We start from the raw sequence: 13,151 nt of genomic DNA on the forward strand, positions 1-13,151 counted from the left end.
ATCCCGTACGGAGAACACGGAGACCCGCACACCATGACCGGACAACCACAACGCGGCGCGGCCGTCATCACCGGAGGCGCCAGCGGTATCGGCCGGGCGACGGCCGTCGCCTTCGCCGAGGCGGGCATCGACACGGTGATCGGCTACCACACCGCCGATCCCCACGATCCGCGCGAGACCGTGGACGCCGTCCTCGCGGCCGGCGGCCGATGTCTCGCCGTCGAGGCGGACGTCGCCGGCCACGAGGGCCCGGAAGGGCTCGCCCAGGCCGCCGTCGACACGTACGGCCGGCTCGACATCGCCGTCGCGGCGGCCGGCATCCTGCGCCGGGCGCCGCTGGCCGAACTCTCCGACGGCGCCTGGGACGACATGCTCGGTGTCGACCTCACCGGAGTGATGCGCACCTTCCGCTCCGCCGTCGCGCGGATGACGGGCCCCGGCGCGCTGCTCGCCGTCTCCTCCATCGCGGGCGGGGTCTACGGCTGGGGCGAACACGCCCACTACGCGGCGGCCAAGGCGGGTGTGCTGGGCCTGGTCCGGTCGCTCGCGGTGGAACTGGCGCCGCGCGGGATCCGGGCCAACTCCGTCATCCCCGGCCTGATCGAGACCCCGCAGTCGCTGGACGCGCGCAACTCCCTCGGCCCGGAGGGGCTGCGCGCGGCCGGTGCCGGGATTCCGGCCGGCCGGGTCGGACGCCCGGAGGAGGTCGCCGCCGCGATCCGCTTCCTCTGCGCGCCGGACGCCTCGTACATCACCGGGCAGCAGCTCGTGGTGGACGGCGGGCTGACGGTCCGTTTCCCGGACTGAGGCACCGAGCCCCGGCCCACACCCCCCTTCCCACGTCCCCCCTTCCCACGCCACGCACAGCGAGCGGAGCAGACATGAGCAGCACCGATGACCGCGCGGCCCGGCCGCGTACCGTCCTGATCACCGGCGCGGCCAGCGGCATCGGCGCGGCCGTCGCCGAGGCGTTCGCCCGTGAGGGCGCCCGGCTGGCGCTCGCCGACCGCGACGCGGAGCGGCTGGCCGCCCTGCGCGACCGGCTCACCGGCGCCGCCGCCGTCACCACCCACACCGTCGACGTGGCGGACGCCGGCCAGGTCGCGGCGGCCGTCGAGGAGGTGGTGCGGTGGCACGGCGGGGTGGACGTCCTGGTCAACTCGGCGGGCATCCTCACGGAGGTGCCGCTCGTCGAGATGGACCCGACGGTCTGGGACGAGACCATCGCGGTCGATCTGCGCGGTGTCTTCCTCAGCTGCCGCTACGCCCTGCCGCACATGATCGAGGGCGGCGGCGGACGGATCATCAACATCGCGTCCCAGCTCGGCCAGAAGGGCGGCGAGGGACTCACCCACTACTCCGCCGCGAAGGCCGGTGTCATCGGCTTCACCAAGGCGCTCGCCCGGGAGGCCGCCCCGCACCACGTCCTGGTCAACGCCATCGCCCCGGGCCCGGTGGAGACCCCGCTCGTGGACGGGCTCAGCGCCGACTGGAAACGCGCCAAACAGGCGGAGCTGCCGCTCGGCCGGTTCGGCAGACCGGAGGAGATCGCGCCCACCGTGCTGCTGCTCGCCTCCGACCCGGGCGGCAATCTGTACGTCGGACAGACACTCGGCCCCAACAGCGGCGATGTGATGCTCTGAGCGGCGGTCCCGGGTTCCGAGGAGGCGGACGGTCAGGGGAGGAGGACGATCATGTGCGGTGCGTGCGGACGGCCCGTGACCGGCTGGACCGAGCGCGCGGCCCCGCTCGGGCCGGGCGGCGCGCACGCCCGGCACCGGGCCGTACGGCGGCTGCTCGCGCCGACCCGGACCACGGCGCGGCCCTGGCCCGGCGGCGGCTGGCAGTTCGCCGACCGGGCGGGCCGCTACCGCCACTGCCCGGATCTCGTCGCGCTCTGGACGGCGGTACGGTCGGCCGCCGGCCCGGTCGTCGTCCCCGATCCAGCCGACCGCACCCGCCGCTGGAGCCTGCCGGATCCCCCCGCCCCCGATCCGCACGCCCTGGTCGTCTGGACGGCGGCGGTGCTTTACGCCGGGCCCGCACCGGCGTGGCTGACCGTACGGGCGGTGGGCCTGCGGCTGACGGTGGCTCAGGGTGAGCCGGGTGAGATGGCGCCAGGCGCTCCGGTCGTCACCGTGGCCGGATGCGCGGACGGGGGCATCGGCGTGGAGGCTCCCGCCGGTGCCCGCGCGCTGGCCGAGCGGCTCGCGGACCTCATGGCCCCTCCGGATCTCCGCTGACCGCACGCCCACCGCCGGCCAAAGGCGCAGGTGGCCGCTGTGGCGTGCCGGGTGCCGTGACGGGAAGGGCCGTGCCGGGAGGGGCATTAGGATGTCCCCTCACGCCTTCGGCACGCCCACCGGCGTCGCGTACCCGTCAAGCAGCGAAGGGGCGAGGATGGCCACCATCAGGGACGTCGCCCAGCGGGCCGGGGTCGCGCCCAGCACGGTCAGCTATGTCTTCAACGGCTCGCGCTCCATCTCCGAGGAGACGCGCCGGCGCGTCCAGGAGGCCGTGGACGCGCTCGGCTACCACCCGCGCGCCAGCGCCCGCACCCTGCGCAGCAGCCGTACGCAGGTCCTCGCGCTCGCGCTGCCGCGCGCGGCCGGGGTGCGGCACTCGGTGGACGGCCGGTTCGCCATCGAGGTCAGCGACGCGGCCAACGTCCTCGGCTTCGACCTGCTCCTCACCACCTCCCAGGACAAGGCCGGGGGACTGCGGCGGGTGGCGCGCAGCGGGCTCGCCGACGCGGCGGTCCTGATGGCGGTCGACATGGAGGACGCCCGGATCGACGTCGTACGCGAACTGGTCTTCCCCGCCGCGCTCATCGGACGGCCCGCCGACGAGGACGCCCTGCCGTGGACCGACCTCGACTGGGAGGCGGCGGCGGCCCTCGCGGTCCATGAGCTGGCCGCCGCCGGGCACCGCGAGATGGTCTATCTGGCGCCGTCCGAGACCGAGGTGCGCGGCCGGCGCAGTTACGCGCTGCGCGGGATCGACGGCGCGCGCCGGGGCGGCCGTACCACCGGCGCCACCGTCAAGGTGGTCCACTCGGTCAACGACCCCGCCCGGCAGGCCCACCGGCTCCACGCGCTTCTCGGGGACGGCGGCCCGCCCGGGCGTACACCGCCCACCGCCCTCGTCGTCCAGCACCCCTCCGCGCACCACCACATCCTGGCGTCGGTGACGGCGGCCGGGCTGCGGGTGCCGGAGGATCTCACGGTCGTGGTCATCGGTACGCTCCCGGGCGATCCGTCGAGCCGCCGGCTGCCCCGGATCGAGCTGCCCGTGGAGACCCTGGCCACCGAGGTCACCCGGCTCGCCGTCGCCGCCGCCGAGGCGCTGCGCGAGGACACCGCGCGGGGTGCGGCGCCCGGTGAGCGGCTTCTCGCCGAGTCGGTGGGGCATCTGCTGATCGCGCCGGCCCTGCTGCCGGGCACGGCACCCCTCACCGCGCCCGCGCGCTGACGGACCGTACCCCGCGCGCGAGCGCCCCGCGCGCTGACGGGCCCACGTACCGCGCCGACGGGCCCGCGTACGGGCGGATCCGCGTGCTGACGGACCCGGGCGCTCGCGCGGATCCGTCCATCCCTGTCCCGCCTCTTGTCGCGCTATGCGCGAGCGCCTAGCATCGCCGCATCGCTCAATCGAATCGATTCGACACGGGACCACCCCTTCCCGTTCCCCGCAAGGCGTACCACCTCCGTCTCCATACAGAGCCGTAGACCGAACGGAGAGCCACTCGCCATGCCCGCCCGTCCTCGACCACCCGCACCGGCCCTGATTCTCACCGCGCTCGTGGCCGCCACGAGCCTCGCCGGCTGTGCCCGGGAGCCCGATCCCGGGACCGTGACCGTGCTGAACTCCGCCACCGACACCCATGAGCACGAACAGCAGCAGAAGTTCTTCGACCGGTGCGCGAAGCCGCTCGGGGTACGGGTCCGGCAGACCAGCGTGCCCGCCGCCCAGGTCGCCTCCAAGGCGCTGCGGATGGCCTCCTCGCACTCGCTGACCGACATCCTGGAACTGGACGGCTCCGAGCTGCCGCAGTTCGCCGACACCGGCGGTCTCGTCCCGCTGCGGACCGCGGGCGTCGATGTCACCGGCATGTCCGAGGGCGCCGTGAGCATGGGCAGCTTCCGGGGCACCCCGTACGGCATCGCCCGGTCGGTCAACTCGCTCGCGCTGATCTACAACGCCGACCTGCTGCGCGAGGCCGGTGTCGAACCGCCCACCACCTGGGACGAACTGAGGGCCGCCGCCAAGAAGCTCACCCGCGGGAAGACCTTCGGCATGGCCTTCAGCGCCACCCCCGACGCGGACGGCGTCTACCAGTTCCTGCCGTTCTTCTGGTCGGCGGGCGGCGACGAGGCCCGGCTCGACGACGGCCGGGGCGCGCCCGCCCTCCAGCTCTGGAAGGATCTCGTCGCCGACCGGAGCGCCTCCAGCGCGGTGGTGACCTGGAACCAGCAGGACGTCAACGACCAGTTCATCGCCGGCCGCGCCGCGATGATGATCAACGGCCCCTGGCAGGTACCGGTGCTCAGTACGCACAAGGACCTGAAGTGGGAGGTCGCCGCCGTCCCGGTGCCCGAGGCCGGCCGGCCGCCGGTCCCCCCGATCGGTGGCACGGTCATGACGCTCCCCAGGACCGGTGACACCGCCCGGCAGCGGACCGCCGCGAAGATCCTCAACTGCCTCAACGAGCAGCGCAACCAGGTCGACTGGGGCGAGTCCGTCTACAACGTGCCCACCCGTACGGCGGCGGCCGCCGCGTACAAGACGCAGAATCCAAAGCTCGGCGCCTTCGCCGACCAGGTGGCCACCGCCCGCTCCCGTACCGGCCGCGTCGGCGCCCGCTGGCCGGTCGTCTCCGACGCGCTCGCCGGCGCGTTCCAGTCCGTCCTGACCGGCCGCGCCACCCCCGAAGCGGCCCTGAAGCAGGCCCAGTCACGCGCCACGGCCGGACAGTGAGGAGAGCGACCGCCATGACCACCACCGTCACCACCGCCGCCGCCCCCGCCCCGGCCGGACACCCCGCGCCGGACACCGCCGCCCGCCGGCGCCGCCGCGCCACCCTGCTGCGCTGGTGCTTCGTCGCGCCCGCCGCCCTCTATCTGCTGGCCTTCTTCGGCTATCCGCTCGTCCGCAACATCCTGATGAGCTTCCAGCACTACACACCGCACACCTTCTTCACCGGCGAGTCGCCCTTCAACGGCCTCGACAACTGGCGCGCCGTGTTCCGCAACCCGCTCTTCGTGGACTCGCTCGGACACACCCTCGTCTTCACCGTCGGCTCCCTGCTCGGGCAGTTCGTCCTCGGGCTCGCGCTCGCCGTCTTCTTCTCCCGCCGCTTCCCGCTCTCCGGCGTCGTCCGGGCGGTCCTGCTGCTGCCCTGGCTGGTGCCCATGGTCGTCTCCGCCGTCGTCTGGCGGAAGCTCCTCGACCAGGAGAGCGGCGTGATCAACACACTGCTGATGGACCTGCACCTCACCTCGTCCGCCGTCCCCTGGCTGAGCAGCCCGGACCTGGCCCTGCTGGCCGCGATCCTGGTCAACATCTGGATCGGCATCCCGTTCAACATGGTGATCCTGTACGGCGGGCTCCAGGAGATCCCCCGCGAGCTGCGCGAGGCCGCCGCGCTCGACGGCGCCGGTGCCTGGCGTACGTTCCGCAGTGTCACCCTGCCGCTGCTGCGCCCGGTCGTCACCGTCGTCCTGATCCTCGGCTTCATGTCGACGGTGAAGATCCTCGATCTGATCCTCGCGCTCACCGGCGGCGGCCCCGCCGACTCCACCCAGACCCTGGGCACGGTCACGTACCAACTCTCCTTCCAGCAGCTGGACTTCGGCCAGGGAGCGGTGGTCGGCAATGTCCTCGTCCTGGTCAGCGCGGTCTTCGCCGTGCTCTATCTGCGCGCCAACCGCTCCGACTTCGGACAGGGGAAGTGACCGCCGTGCCCACTCGCGCCCCTCTCGTCAGCCCGTTGACCGCCAGCTCCCGCCGCGCGGTCCACACCGCCGCCGCGCTGGCGATCCTCGCCGTCCTGCTCTTCCCGCTGTACTGGATGCTCAACATCGCCCTCCAGCCCGGCGAGAGCCTCGCCGCCACCCGCTGGCTGCCCACCTCGGGCGGCTGGGACAACTTCCAGCGCGCCCTGAGCAGCCAGGGCGGCTCGCTGGTGACGAGCCTGGTCGTCGCGCTCGGCGCGGTCGTCGTCTGTCTGCTGCTGGCCGCGCCCGCGTCGTACGCGCTGGCCCAGTTCCGGCTGCGCGGCGGCCGGGCCATGGTGTTCGCCACCCTGATCACCCAGATGGTGCCGGGCATCGTCATCGCCAACGCCCTCTACAGCGCCTATGTCGATCTCGGGCTGGTCAACTCCCTGCTGGGACTGATCCTCGCGGACGCCTCCCTGGGCCTGCCGTTCGCCATCGTGCTGCTGCGGGCGTTCATGGTGTCGATCCCCGGCGAGGTGGTGGAGGCGGCACTCGTCGACGGTGCGAATCGATTCACCGCGTTCGTGCGTATCGTGCTGCCGATGAGCCGCAACGCGCTGATCACCGCCGGCCTGTTCACCTTCCTCTTCGCCTGGTCCGACTTCGTGTTCGCGCTGACCCTCAACACCACCGACGACGTCAAACCGATCACGCTGAGCATGTACGAGTACATCGGCGCGCACGTCAGCGACTGGGGAGCGGTCATGGCGACCGCCGTGGTCTCCGCCGTGCCCGCCGCGATCCTGCTGGTGGTGGCACAGAAGTACGTCGCCGCGGGCATCACCGGCGGCTCCGTGAAATAGCCGGCCCCTCCCACACCCCCCACATCCGCAGCCACGAGCAGAAGCAGGAGCACAGATGAAGTTCACCGACGGGTACTGGCTGATGCGCCCCGGTGTCACCACGCGCCACGCGGTTTCCGTGGCCGACGCCGTCGTCACCGACGACCGGGTCACCCTCTACGCACCGGTCGGCAAGGTGACACACCGCGGCGACACCCTCAACAGCCCCCTGCTCACGGTGGAGTGCTGGTCGCCCGCCGAAGGGGTCATCGGCGTCCGCGTCACCCACCACGGCGGCCGGGCCCCGCGCACACCGGAGTTCGCCCTCCGTACCGGTACGGAGAGCGGCGGCCACGCCAAGACGGTCCGCGAGGGCTCCACCGTCGAGCTGGTCTCCGGCCCGCTCACCCTGCGCACCGACACCGACGCCCCCTGGCAGCTGGACTTCACCGCCGACGGCCGGACCCTCACCTCGATCGGCGCGCGCGGCGCCGGCTTCGCCACCGACGCCGACGGCCGGCACTTCATGCTCGCGCAGCACACACTCGGGGTCGGCGAGAGCGTGTACGGGCTCGGTGAGCGCTTCACCCCGTTCGTCAAGAACGGCCAGAGCGTCGACATCTGGCAGGCCGACGGCGGCACCAACAGCGAGCAGGCGTACAAGAACATCCCGTTCCATCTCACCACCCGCGGATACGGCGTCTTCGTCAACCATCCGGGCCGGGTCTCGTACGAGGTGGGCTCGGAGACCGTCGGCCGTGTCCAGTTCAGCGTCGAGGACCAGAGCCTGGAGTTCTTCGTCATCCACGGCCCCGGCCCCCGCGAGATCCTCGCCCGCTACACGGCGCTCACCGGCCGCCCCGCGCTGCCGCCCGCCTGGTCCTTCGGCCTGTGGCTCTCCACCTCCTTCACCACCTCCTACGACGAGACGACGGTCAACCGCTTCGTCCAGGGCATGGAGGACGCCGAGATCCCCCTCAGCGTCTTCCACTTCGACTGCTTCTGGATGCGCGAGTACCAGTGGAGCGACTTCGTCTGGGACCCGGACGTCTTCCCCGACCCCGAGGGCATGATCGCCCGCCTCAAGGAGCGCGGGCTGCGCGTCTGCGTCTGGATCAATCCGTACATCGCGCAGAAGTCCGCGCTCTTCGCCGAGGGGATGGCCGCCGGGCATCTGCTCAGGAAGCCCGACGGCGACGTCTGGCAGTGGGACCGCTGGCAGCCCGGCATGGCGCTGGTCGACTTCACCAGCCCGGCCGCCCGCGCCTGGTACGCGGACAAGCTGCGCGCCCTGCTCGACCAGGGCGTCGACTGCTTCAAGACCGACTTCGGCGAGCGGGTGCCGGTCGAGGTCGTCTGGCACGACGGATCCGACCCGGAGCGGATGCACAACTACTACACACAGCTCTACAACGAGACCGTCTTCGACCTGCTGCGCGAGGAGCGCGGCGAGGGCGAGGCCGTGGTCTTCGCCCGCTCCGCCACCGCCGGCGGGCAGCGGCTGCCGGTGCACTGGGGCGGCGACTGCGAGTCGACGTTCGAGGCGATGGCCGAGTCGCTGCGCGGCGGACTCTCCCTCGGGCTCTCCGGCTTCGGCTTCTGGAGCCATGACATCGGCGGGTTCGAGGGCACGCCCACGCCCGCCGTCTTCAAGCGCTGGGTGCAGTTCGGGCTGCTCTCCTCGCACAGCAGGCTGCACGGCTCCAAGTCGTACCGGGTGCCGTGGGACTACGGGGACGAGGCCGTCGCCGTCACCCGCTCCTTCACCCGGCTCAAGCACCGGCTCATGCCGTACCTCTACCGCGCGGCGCTCCAGGCGAGGGAGTCCGGTACGCCGGTGATGCGGGCGATGGTGCTGGCCTTCCCCGGCGACCCGGCCTGCCATCCGCTCGACCGGCAGTACATGCTCGGCGACGATCTGCTGGTGGCGCCCGTCTTCACCGAGGACGGCACCGTCGACTACTACGTCCCCGAGGGCACCTGGACGCATCTCCTCACCGGCGAGGAGGTACGGGGTCCCGGCTGGCGCCGCGAGACGCACGGCTTCGACACCCTGCCGCTGCTGGTCCGGCCGGGCGCGGTGGTCCCCTTCGGCGCGGTGGACGAGGAGCCGGTGTACGACTGGGCGGACGGGGTGACGCTACGGGTGTACGCGCCGGTGCCCGGCGAGACGGTGACCGCGGTCCCCGCGCCGGACGGCACCGGCGACGCGGCGGTCTTCACCACGACGTGCACGGACACGGAGATCGTCGTCGAGACCACGAGCGACCTGCCCTGGCGGGTCCAGCTCGCCGGCGCGGCCACGGGCGCCGGGGGCGCAGAGGACCCGCTCGGCGCGGTGTACACCTGCGCGGCGGGCACCCACCGGCTGGCCGTCCCCCGGCCGTGACCCCCGGGGTGGTGCCGGCGCCCGCGCGCACCGGCACCACCGGGGGAGGGGGAGGCTGGGCGCTCTGGGACCCGTACGGCCCAGCAACGCTCTCCCCTCGCGGGCCGGGCCGCCGAGAGTGGGACACGTACGTACGCATACCCGCGCGCCCCTGTGCTGGGTACGCCCGCGTACGCCGTGCCCCGCCCGCCCGATGCCCAGACCAGCCCCCGGAGCCCGCCATGACCTGTCACACCCGACGCGACCTCGGCCTGCTCGCCCTGCGGCTAGGCACCGGAGGGGTGCTCGCCGCGCACGGCACCCAGAAGCTCCTCGGCTGGTTCGGCGGCGGGGGGATCGAGGGCACCGCGCAGGGGATGGCGGCCATGGGCTTCCACCCGGCCCGCCAGAGCGCCGTCGCGGCCGGTCTCGCCGAGGCGGGCGGCGGGGTGCTGCTGGCGCTCGGGCTGGCCACGCCCGCCGCGGGCGCCGCCGCCGCGGGCGGCATGGCCGGGGCGGCGGCGGTGCACGCGCCCAACGGGTTCTTCGCCCAGTCGGGCGGCTTCGAGTATCCCGCCTTCCTCGGCTGGACCGCCGCGTCCATCGGACTGATGGGGGCCGGCCGCTTCTCCCTCGACCACGCCACCTGCCACCGCCTCGACCAGCGCTGGATGGTCCCCGTCGCCTTCGCGGCGAGCGCCGTCGCGGCGGCGGCGATCATCCAGAAGCGCGCCAGGGGACTGGCGGCGGCAGCGGGCCCGGCGACCGACGCCCCGCCGGAAGACACACCGCCGTCCGACACCTGACGGCCCCGCGGCGCGCGGCGCCGCTCCCGCCGCGGCCGGGACGCGCTGCGAAAGCACTCGCACCGGACGCCCAGAGGACAGCGCTCCGTTCGCCGCACGCCCCAGTGCCGCGACCGACAGCGTCTGCCCCGAGGAGCGCACCGCCGCGGGGACGCGCGCCGGGCCTCGGCCGGGGTTGTCCAGCGCAGCGGGCGCTAGGGCGTGTTTCGAAAGTCCCGCCTGCCTGGCGACGCCTGGCACGCACGCTCGCGGCGTTGTCGGGATCGCCCCAGTACGTCCAGTACTGGGGCGACCCTCCGCCTTGCGATCGCACGCACCAGACGCCGCCAGGCCCGCCCTCCGGGCGGACGGCGCTACTTTCGAAACACGCCCTAGCCTCGCGGGATGCTCACCCTGCTGCACACCTCGCCGGTCCATGTCGCGGCTTTCGACGCCCTCAGGGACGCCGAGCACCCCGGCGTCGTCCTCCGGCATCTCGTCCACGAGGAGCTGCTCGCCCGGGCCCGGGCCGAGGGGCCCGGGGCGGTCGTCGCCGAGGTCGGGGCCGTGCTCGCGCGGGCCGTGGACGAGGGGGCTACGGCGGTGCTGTGCACCTGCTCGACCATCGGGGACATCGCCGAGCGGGCCGCGCCCGCCCTCGGGGTGCCCGTGCTGCGTGTCGACCGGCCGATGGCCGGAGTCGCGGCGGCGGCCGGGCGGGTCGTGGTCGTCGCCACCGTGGCGAGCACCCTGGGTCCGACCGCCGACCTCGTCCGTGACGAGGCGGCGCGGCAGCGGCGGGAGCCCGGTCCGTTGCTGAGCACCGTGTTCGTCGAGGGGGCCTGGGAGCTGTTCGAGGCCGGTGACCAGGACGGATATCTCGCCGCCGTGGCCGCCGCCGTCGACCGGATCCCGCCCCCGGCGGTGGTCGTCCTCGCCCAGGCGTCGATGGCGGCCGCCGCCGCGCGGGTCACCGGCGAGGTCACCGTGCTCGCCGCGCCCCGCACAGGACTCGCCGCCGCCGTGCGCGCCACGCGGGATCCGGCGCGCGGGGGCGCGCGCTCCGGGGGACATTGGGAACGCACGGCTCCCGTGCGCCGTGCGGGCCGCTCCGGGCCCGCGCCCCGTACCCCTGGAGGAGAGGAATGACCGGCACCTTCCCCGACCCCGTACCGCCGTCGCCCACCCCGCCGCCGGGCCCCGGGCCCGGCCCCTCGCCGGTGCCCTCGCCGCCCGGTCCGGCGCCCATTCCCGGGCCCGACCCGGTGCCGTCACCGCCGGGCCCCGGCCCCGCCCCGCTCCCGCCACCGGAGCCCGAGCCCCTGCCCGGACCGGTCTAAACGCGGTCCGGGAACGCGGAACGGGCCGCCGCGCGACCGCTGAGCGGTCCCGCCGCGGCCCGTTCCCGGCCGGGTGCGTGATCAGCCGGTGACCTCGCTGCGGTCCCCGCCCCACAGGGTGTGGAACGAGCCCTCGCGGTCCGTACGGCGGTAGGTGTGCGCCCCGAAGAAGTCGCGCTGCCCCTGGGTCAGCGCGGCCGGCAGCCGCTCGGCGCGCAGCGCGTCGTAGTACGAGAGCGAGGCGGCGAAGCCCGGCGTCGGCACGCCCTGGTGGACGGCGGCGGCGACCACCGCGCGCCAGTCCTCCTGCGCCGCGCCGATCTCCTCGGCGAACTGCTTGTCGGAGAGCAGGCTCGGCAGGTCGGCGCGCGTGTCGTACGCCTCGCGGATCCGGTCCAGGAACGCCGCGCGGATGATGCAGCCCTCGCGCCAGATCGACGCGACCGCCCCCAGGTCGACGTTCCAGCCGTACTCCTCGCTGCCCGCCTGGATCTGGTGGAAGCCCTGGGTGTACGACACGATCTTCGACGCGTACAGCGCCTGCTCGACCTGGCCGGCGAAGCGCTCCGCCTCCGCCTCGCTCAGCGGGGCCGCCACCGGGCCCGGCAGCGACGCCGACGCCTCGCGCAGCGCGGCGTGGCCGGAGAGCGAGCGGGCGAAGACGGCCTCGGCGATACCGGAGACCGGGACGCCCAGGTCGAGCGCGATCTGCACGGTCCAGCGGCCGGTGCCCTTCTGCTCGGCCTGGTCGACCACGACATCCACGAAGGGCTTGCCGGTGGCCTCATCCGTATGGGCGAGCACCTCCGCGGTGATCTCGATCAGATACGAGTCGAGCCGGCCCGTGTTCCAGGTCCGGAACGTCTCGGCGATCTTCGCGGGGGAGTAGCCGGCCACCGAGCGCAGCAGGTGGTACGCCTCGGCGATCAGCTGCATGTCGGCGTACTCGATGCCGTTGTGCACCATCTTCACGAAGTGACCGGCGCCGTCGGGGCCGATGTGCGTGGAGCACGGCGTGCCGTCCTTCGCCTTGCCGGCGATCCGCTCCAGCAGCGGGCCGAGCGAGGCGTACGACTCGGGCGAGCCGCCCGGCATGATGCTCGGGCCGTGCAGCGCGCCCTCCTCGCCGCCGGAGATGCCGACGCCGACGAAGTGGATGCCGCGCTCGCGCAGGTCCTTCTCCCGGCGGCGGGTGTCCGCGAAGTGCGCGTTGCCGCCGTCGATGATGACGTCGCCCTCTTCGAGCAGCGGCGCGAACTCCTCGATGACCGCGTCCGTGGGGTCGCCGGCCTTCACCATGATGATCAGGCGGCGGGGCCGCTCCAGCGCCGCGACGAACTCCTCGGCCGACTCGGCGGCGATGAACGTACCCTCGTCGCCGAACTCGTCCGCCAGGGCACGGGTCTTGGACGCGGTGCGGTTGTGCAGAGCGACGGTGAAGCCGTTGCGCGCGAAGTTCCTGGCGAGGTTGCGGCCCATCACCGCGAGCCCCGTGACGCCGATCTGGGCAGTACCACTCATGCGTGTGCTCCTGGTATCCGTCGGTTGTTGCTGTGCCGACTGTGCTGTGTGCTTGCCGTGCTCCGCGAAGGAATACGTACTGCTGAACACGGCCGTTCACCCATGGTCAAGTGCCCCGGAAGCTATCGCATTCCGGGCTCCGGGGTTTTTCGGTCTCACCGGCATACGGGCTCCGCTTCCCGGGAACAGGCTGACCGATACGGGCACCGACCGGGCGCCCGTATCGCGGGAACCGGGCAGTGATCCGCGCAACACCGCCCCCTTCCTCTCGGCTGACCTGCGCACTCGTACTTCGTCAAACGGGCATGAACGGTCACAGTAGATGCCGTGAAGAGCCTGGTCGCAGCCGGTCCCTT

11 protein-coding genes are annotated in these 13,151 nt (G+C 73.3%); 10 read left to right on the top strand and 1 reads right to left on the bottom strand.

Going from position 1 to position 13,151, the window contains the following annotated elements; all coding sequences use genetic code 11:
* The first annotated feature begins 33 nt into the window (after window positions 1-33).
* From DVK44_RS31450 to DVK44_RS31495, 10 genes are all read left to right on the top strand, one after another.
* Window positions 34-807: an SDR family NAD(P)-dependent oxidoreductase gene (locus DVK44_RS31450; RefSeq protein ID WP_114664017.1), complete on the top strand. Its 774-nt coding sequence runs from the start codon at window positions 34-36 to the stop codon at window positions 805-807.
* Between the two features lie 74 nt (window positions 808-881).
* Complete coding sequence (locus DVK44_RS31455; protein WP_114664018.1) at window positions 882-1,643, top strand: SDR family NAD(P)-dependent oxidoreductase; 762 nt, start codon at window positions 882-884, stop codon at window positions 1,641-1,643.
* Window positions 1,644-1,718: 75 nt separating this feature from the next.
* On the top strand, window positions 1,719-2,243 hold the full coding sequence (locus DVK44_RS31460) for a hypothetical protein (RefSeq protein WP_114664019.1): 525 nt from the start codon (window positions 1,719-1,721) through the stop codon (window positions 2,241-2,243).
* Between the two features lie 157 nt (window positions 2,244-2,400).
* Complete coding sequence (locus DVK44_RS31465; RefSeq protein WP_114664020.1) at window positions 2,401-3,471, top strand: LacI family DNA-binding transcriptional regulator; 1,071 nt, start codon at window positions 2,401-2,403, stop codon at window positions 3,469-3,471.
* Window positions 3,472-3,750: 279 nt separating this feature from the next.
* Window positions 3,751-4,977: an extracellular solute-binding protein gene (locus DVK44_RS31470; protein ID WP_114664021.1), complete on the top strand. Its 1,227-nt coding sequence runs from the start codon at window positions 3,751-3,753 to the stop codon at window positions 4,975-4,977.
* Between the two features lie 14 nt (window positions 4,978-4,991).
* Window positions 4,992-5,954: a carbohydrate ABC transporter permease gene (locus DVK44_RS31475; RefSeq protein ID WP_114664022.1), complete on the top strand. Its 963-nt coding sequence runs from the start codon at window positions 4,992-4,994 to the stop codon at window positions 5,952-5,954.
* Entirely contained in the window at window positions 5,951-6,802 is an 852-nt protein-coding gene (locus DVK44_RS31480; RefSeq protein WP_408055374.1) for a carbohydrate ABC transporter permease, read from the top strand. The genes DVK44_RS31475 and DVK44_RS31480 overlap by 4 nt, the downstream gene beginning before the upstream one ends.
* 55 nt (window positions 6,803-6,857) lie before the next feature.
* Window positions 6,858-9,170 carry an alpha-xylosidase gene (gene yicI / locus DVK44_RS31485; RefSeq protein WP_114664023.1) on the top strand — a complete coding sequence of 771 codons (2,313 nt, stop codon included), beginning with the start codon at window positions 6,858-6,860 and terminating at the stop codon, window positions 9,168-9,170.
* 221 nt (window positions 9,171-9,391) lie between these two features.
* Entirely contained in the window at window positions 9,392-9,955 is a 564-nt protein-coding gene (locus DVK44_RS31490) for a DoxX family protein (RefSeq protein ID WP_114664024.1), read from the top strand.
* A gap of 384 nt (window positions 9,956-10,339) precedes the next feature.
* On the top strand, window positions 10,340-11,083 hold the full coding sequence (locus DVK44_RS31495; RefSeq protein ID WP_228447446.1) for an arylsulfatase: 744 nt from the start codon (window positions 10,340-10,342) through the stop codon (window positions 11,081-11,083).
* A 272-nt stretch (window positions 11,084-11,355) separates the two neighbouring features.
* Here DVK44_RS31495 and gndA read toward each other — a convergent pair whose 3' ends face one another.
* Window positions 11,356-12,795, bottom strand: coding sequence for an NADP-dependent phosphogluconate dehydrogenase (gene gndA, locus DVK44_RS31505; RefSeq protein WP_114664026.1), 1,440 nt, complete (start codon window positions 12,793-12,795; stop codon window positions 11,356-11,358).
* Window positions 12,796-13,151 lie beyond the last annotated feature (356 nt).

It is taken from the genome of Streptomyces paludis (assembly GCF_003344965.1).
GTDB lineage: Bacteria > Actinomycetota > Actinomycetes > Streptomycetales > Streptomycetaceae > Streptomyces > Streptomyces paludis.

Excerpts from the sequence above, each read along its gene's own strand:
- DVK44_RS31450 (WP_114664017.1), top strand. The coding sequence starts at position 34 with ATGACCGGACAACCACAACGCGGCGCGGCCGTCATCACCGGAGGCGCC.
- DVK44_RS31455 (WP_114664018.1), top strand. The coding sequence starts at position 882 with ATGAGCAGCACCGATGACCGCGCGGCCCGGCCGCGTACCGTCCTGATC.
- DVK44_RS31465 (WP_114664020.1), top strand. The coding sequence starts at position 2,401 with ATGGCCACCATCAGGGACGTCGCCCAGCGGGCCGGGGTCGCGCCCAGC.
- DVK44_RS31470 (WP_114664021.1), top strand. The coding sequence starts at position 3,751 with ATGCCCGCCCGTCCTCGACCACCCGCACCGGCCCTGATTCTCACCGCG.
- DVK44_RS31475 (WP_114664022.1), top strand. The coding sequence starts at position 4,992 with ATGACCACCACCGTCACCACCGCCGCCGCCCCCGCCCCGGCCGGACAC.
- yicI (WP_114664023.1), top strand. The coding sequence starts at position 6,858 with ATGAAGTTCACCGACGGGTACTGGCTGATGCGCCCCGGTGTCACCACG.
- DVK44_RS31490 (WP_114664024.1), top strand. The coding sequence starts at position 9,392 with ATGACCTGTCACACCCGACGCGACCTCGGCCTGCTCGCCCTGCGGCTA.
- DVK44_RS31495 (WP_228447446.1), top strand. The coding sequence starts at position 10,340 with ATGCTCACCCTGCTGCACACCTCGCCGGTCCATGTCGCGGCTTTCGAC.
- gndA (WP_114664026.1), bottom strand. The coding sequence starts at position 12,795 with ATGAGTGGTACTGCCCAGATCGGCGTCACGGGGCTCGCGGTGATGGGC.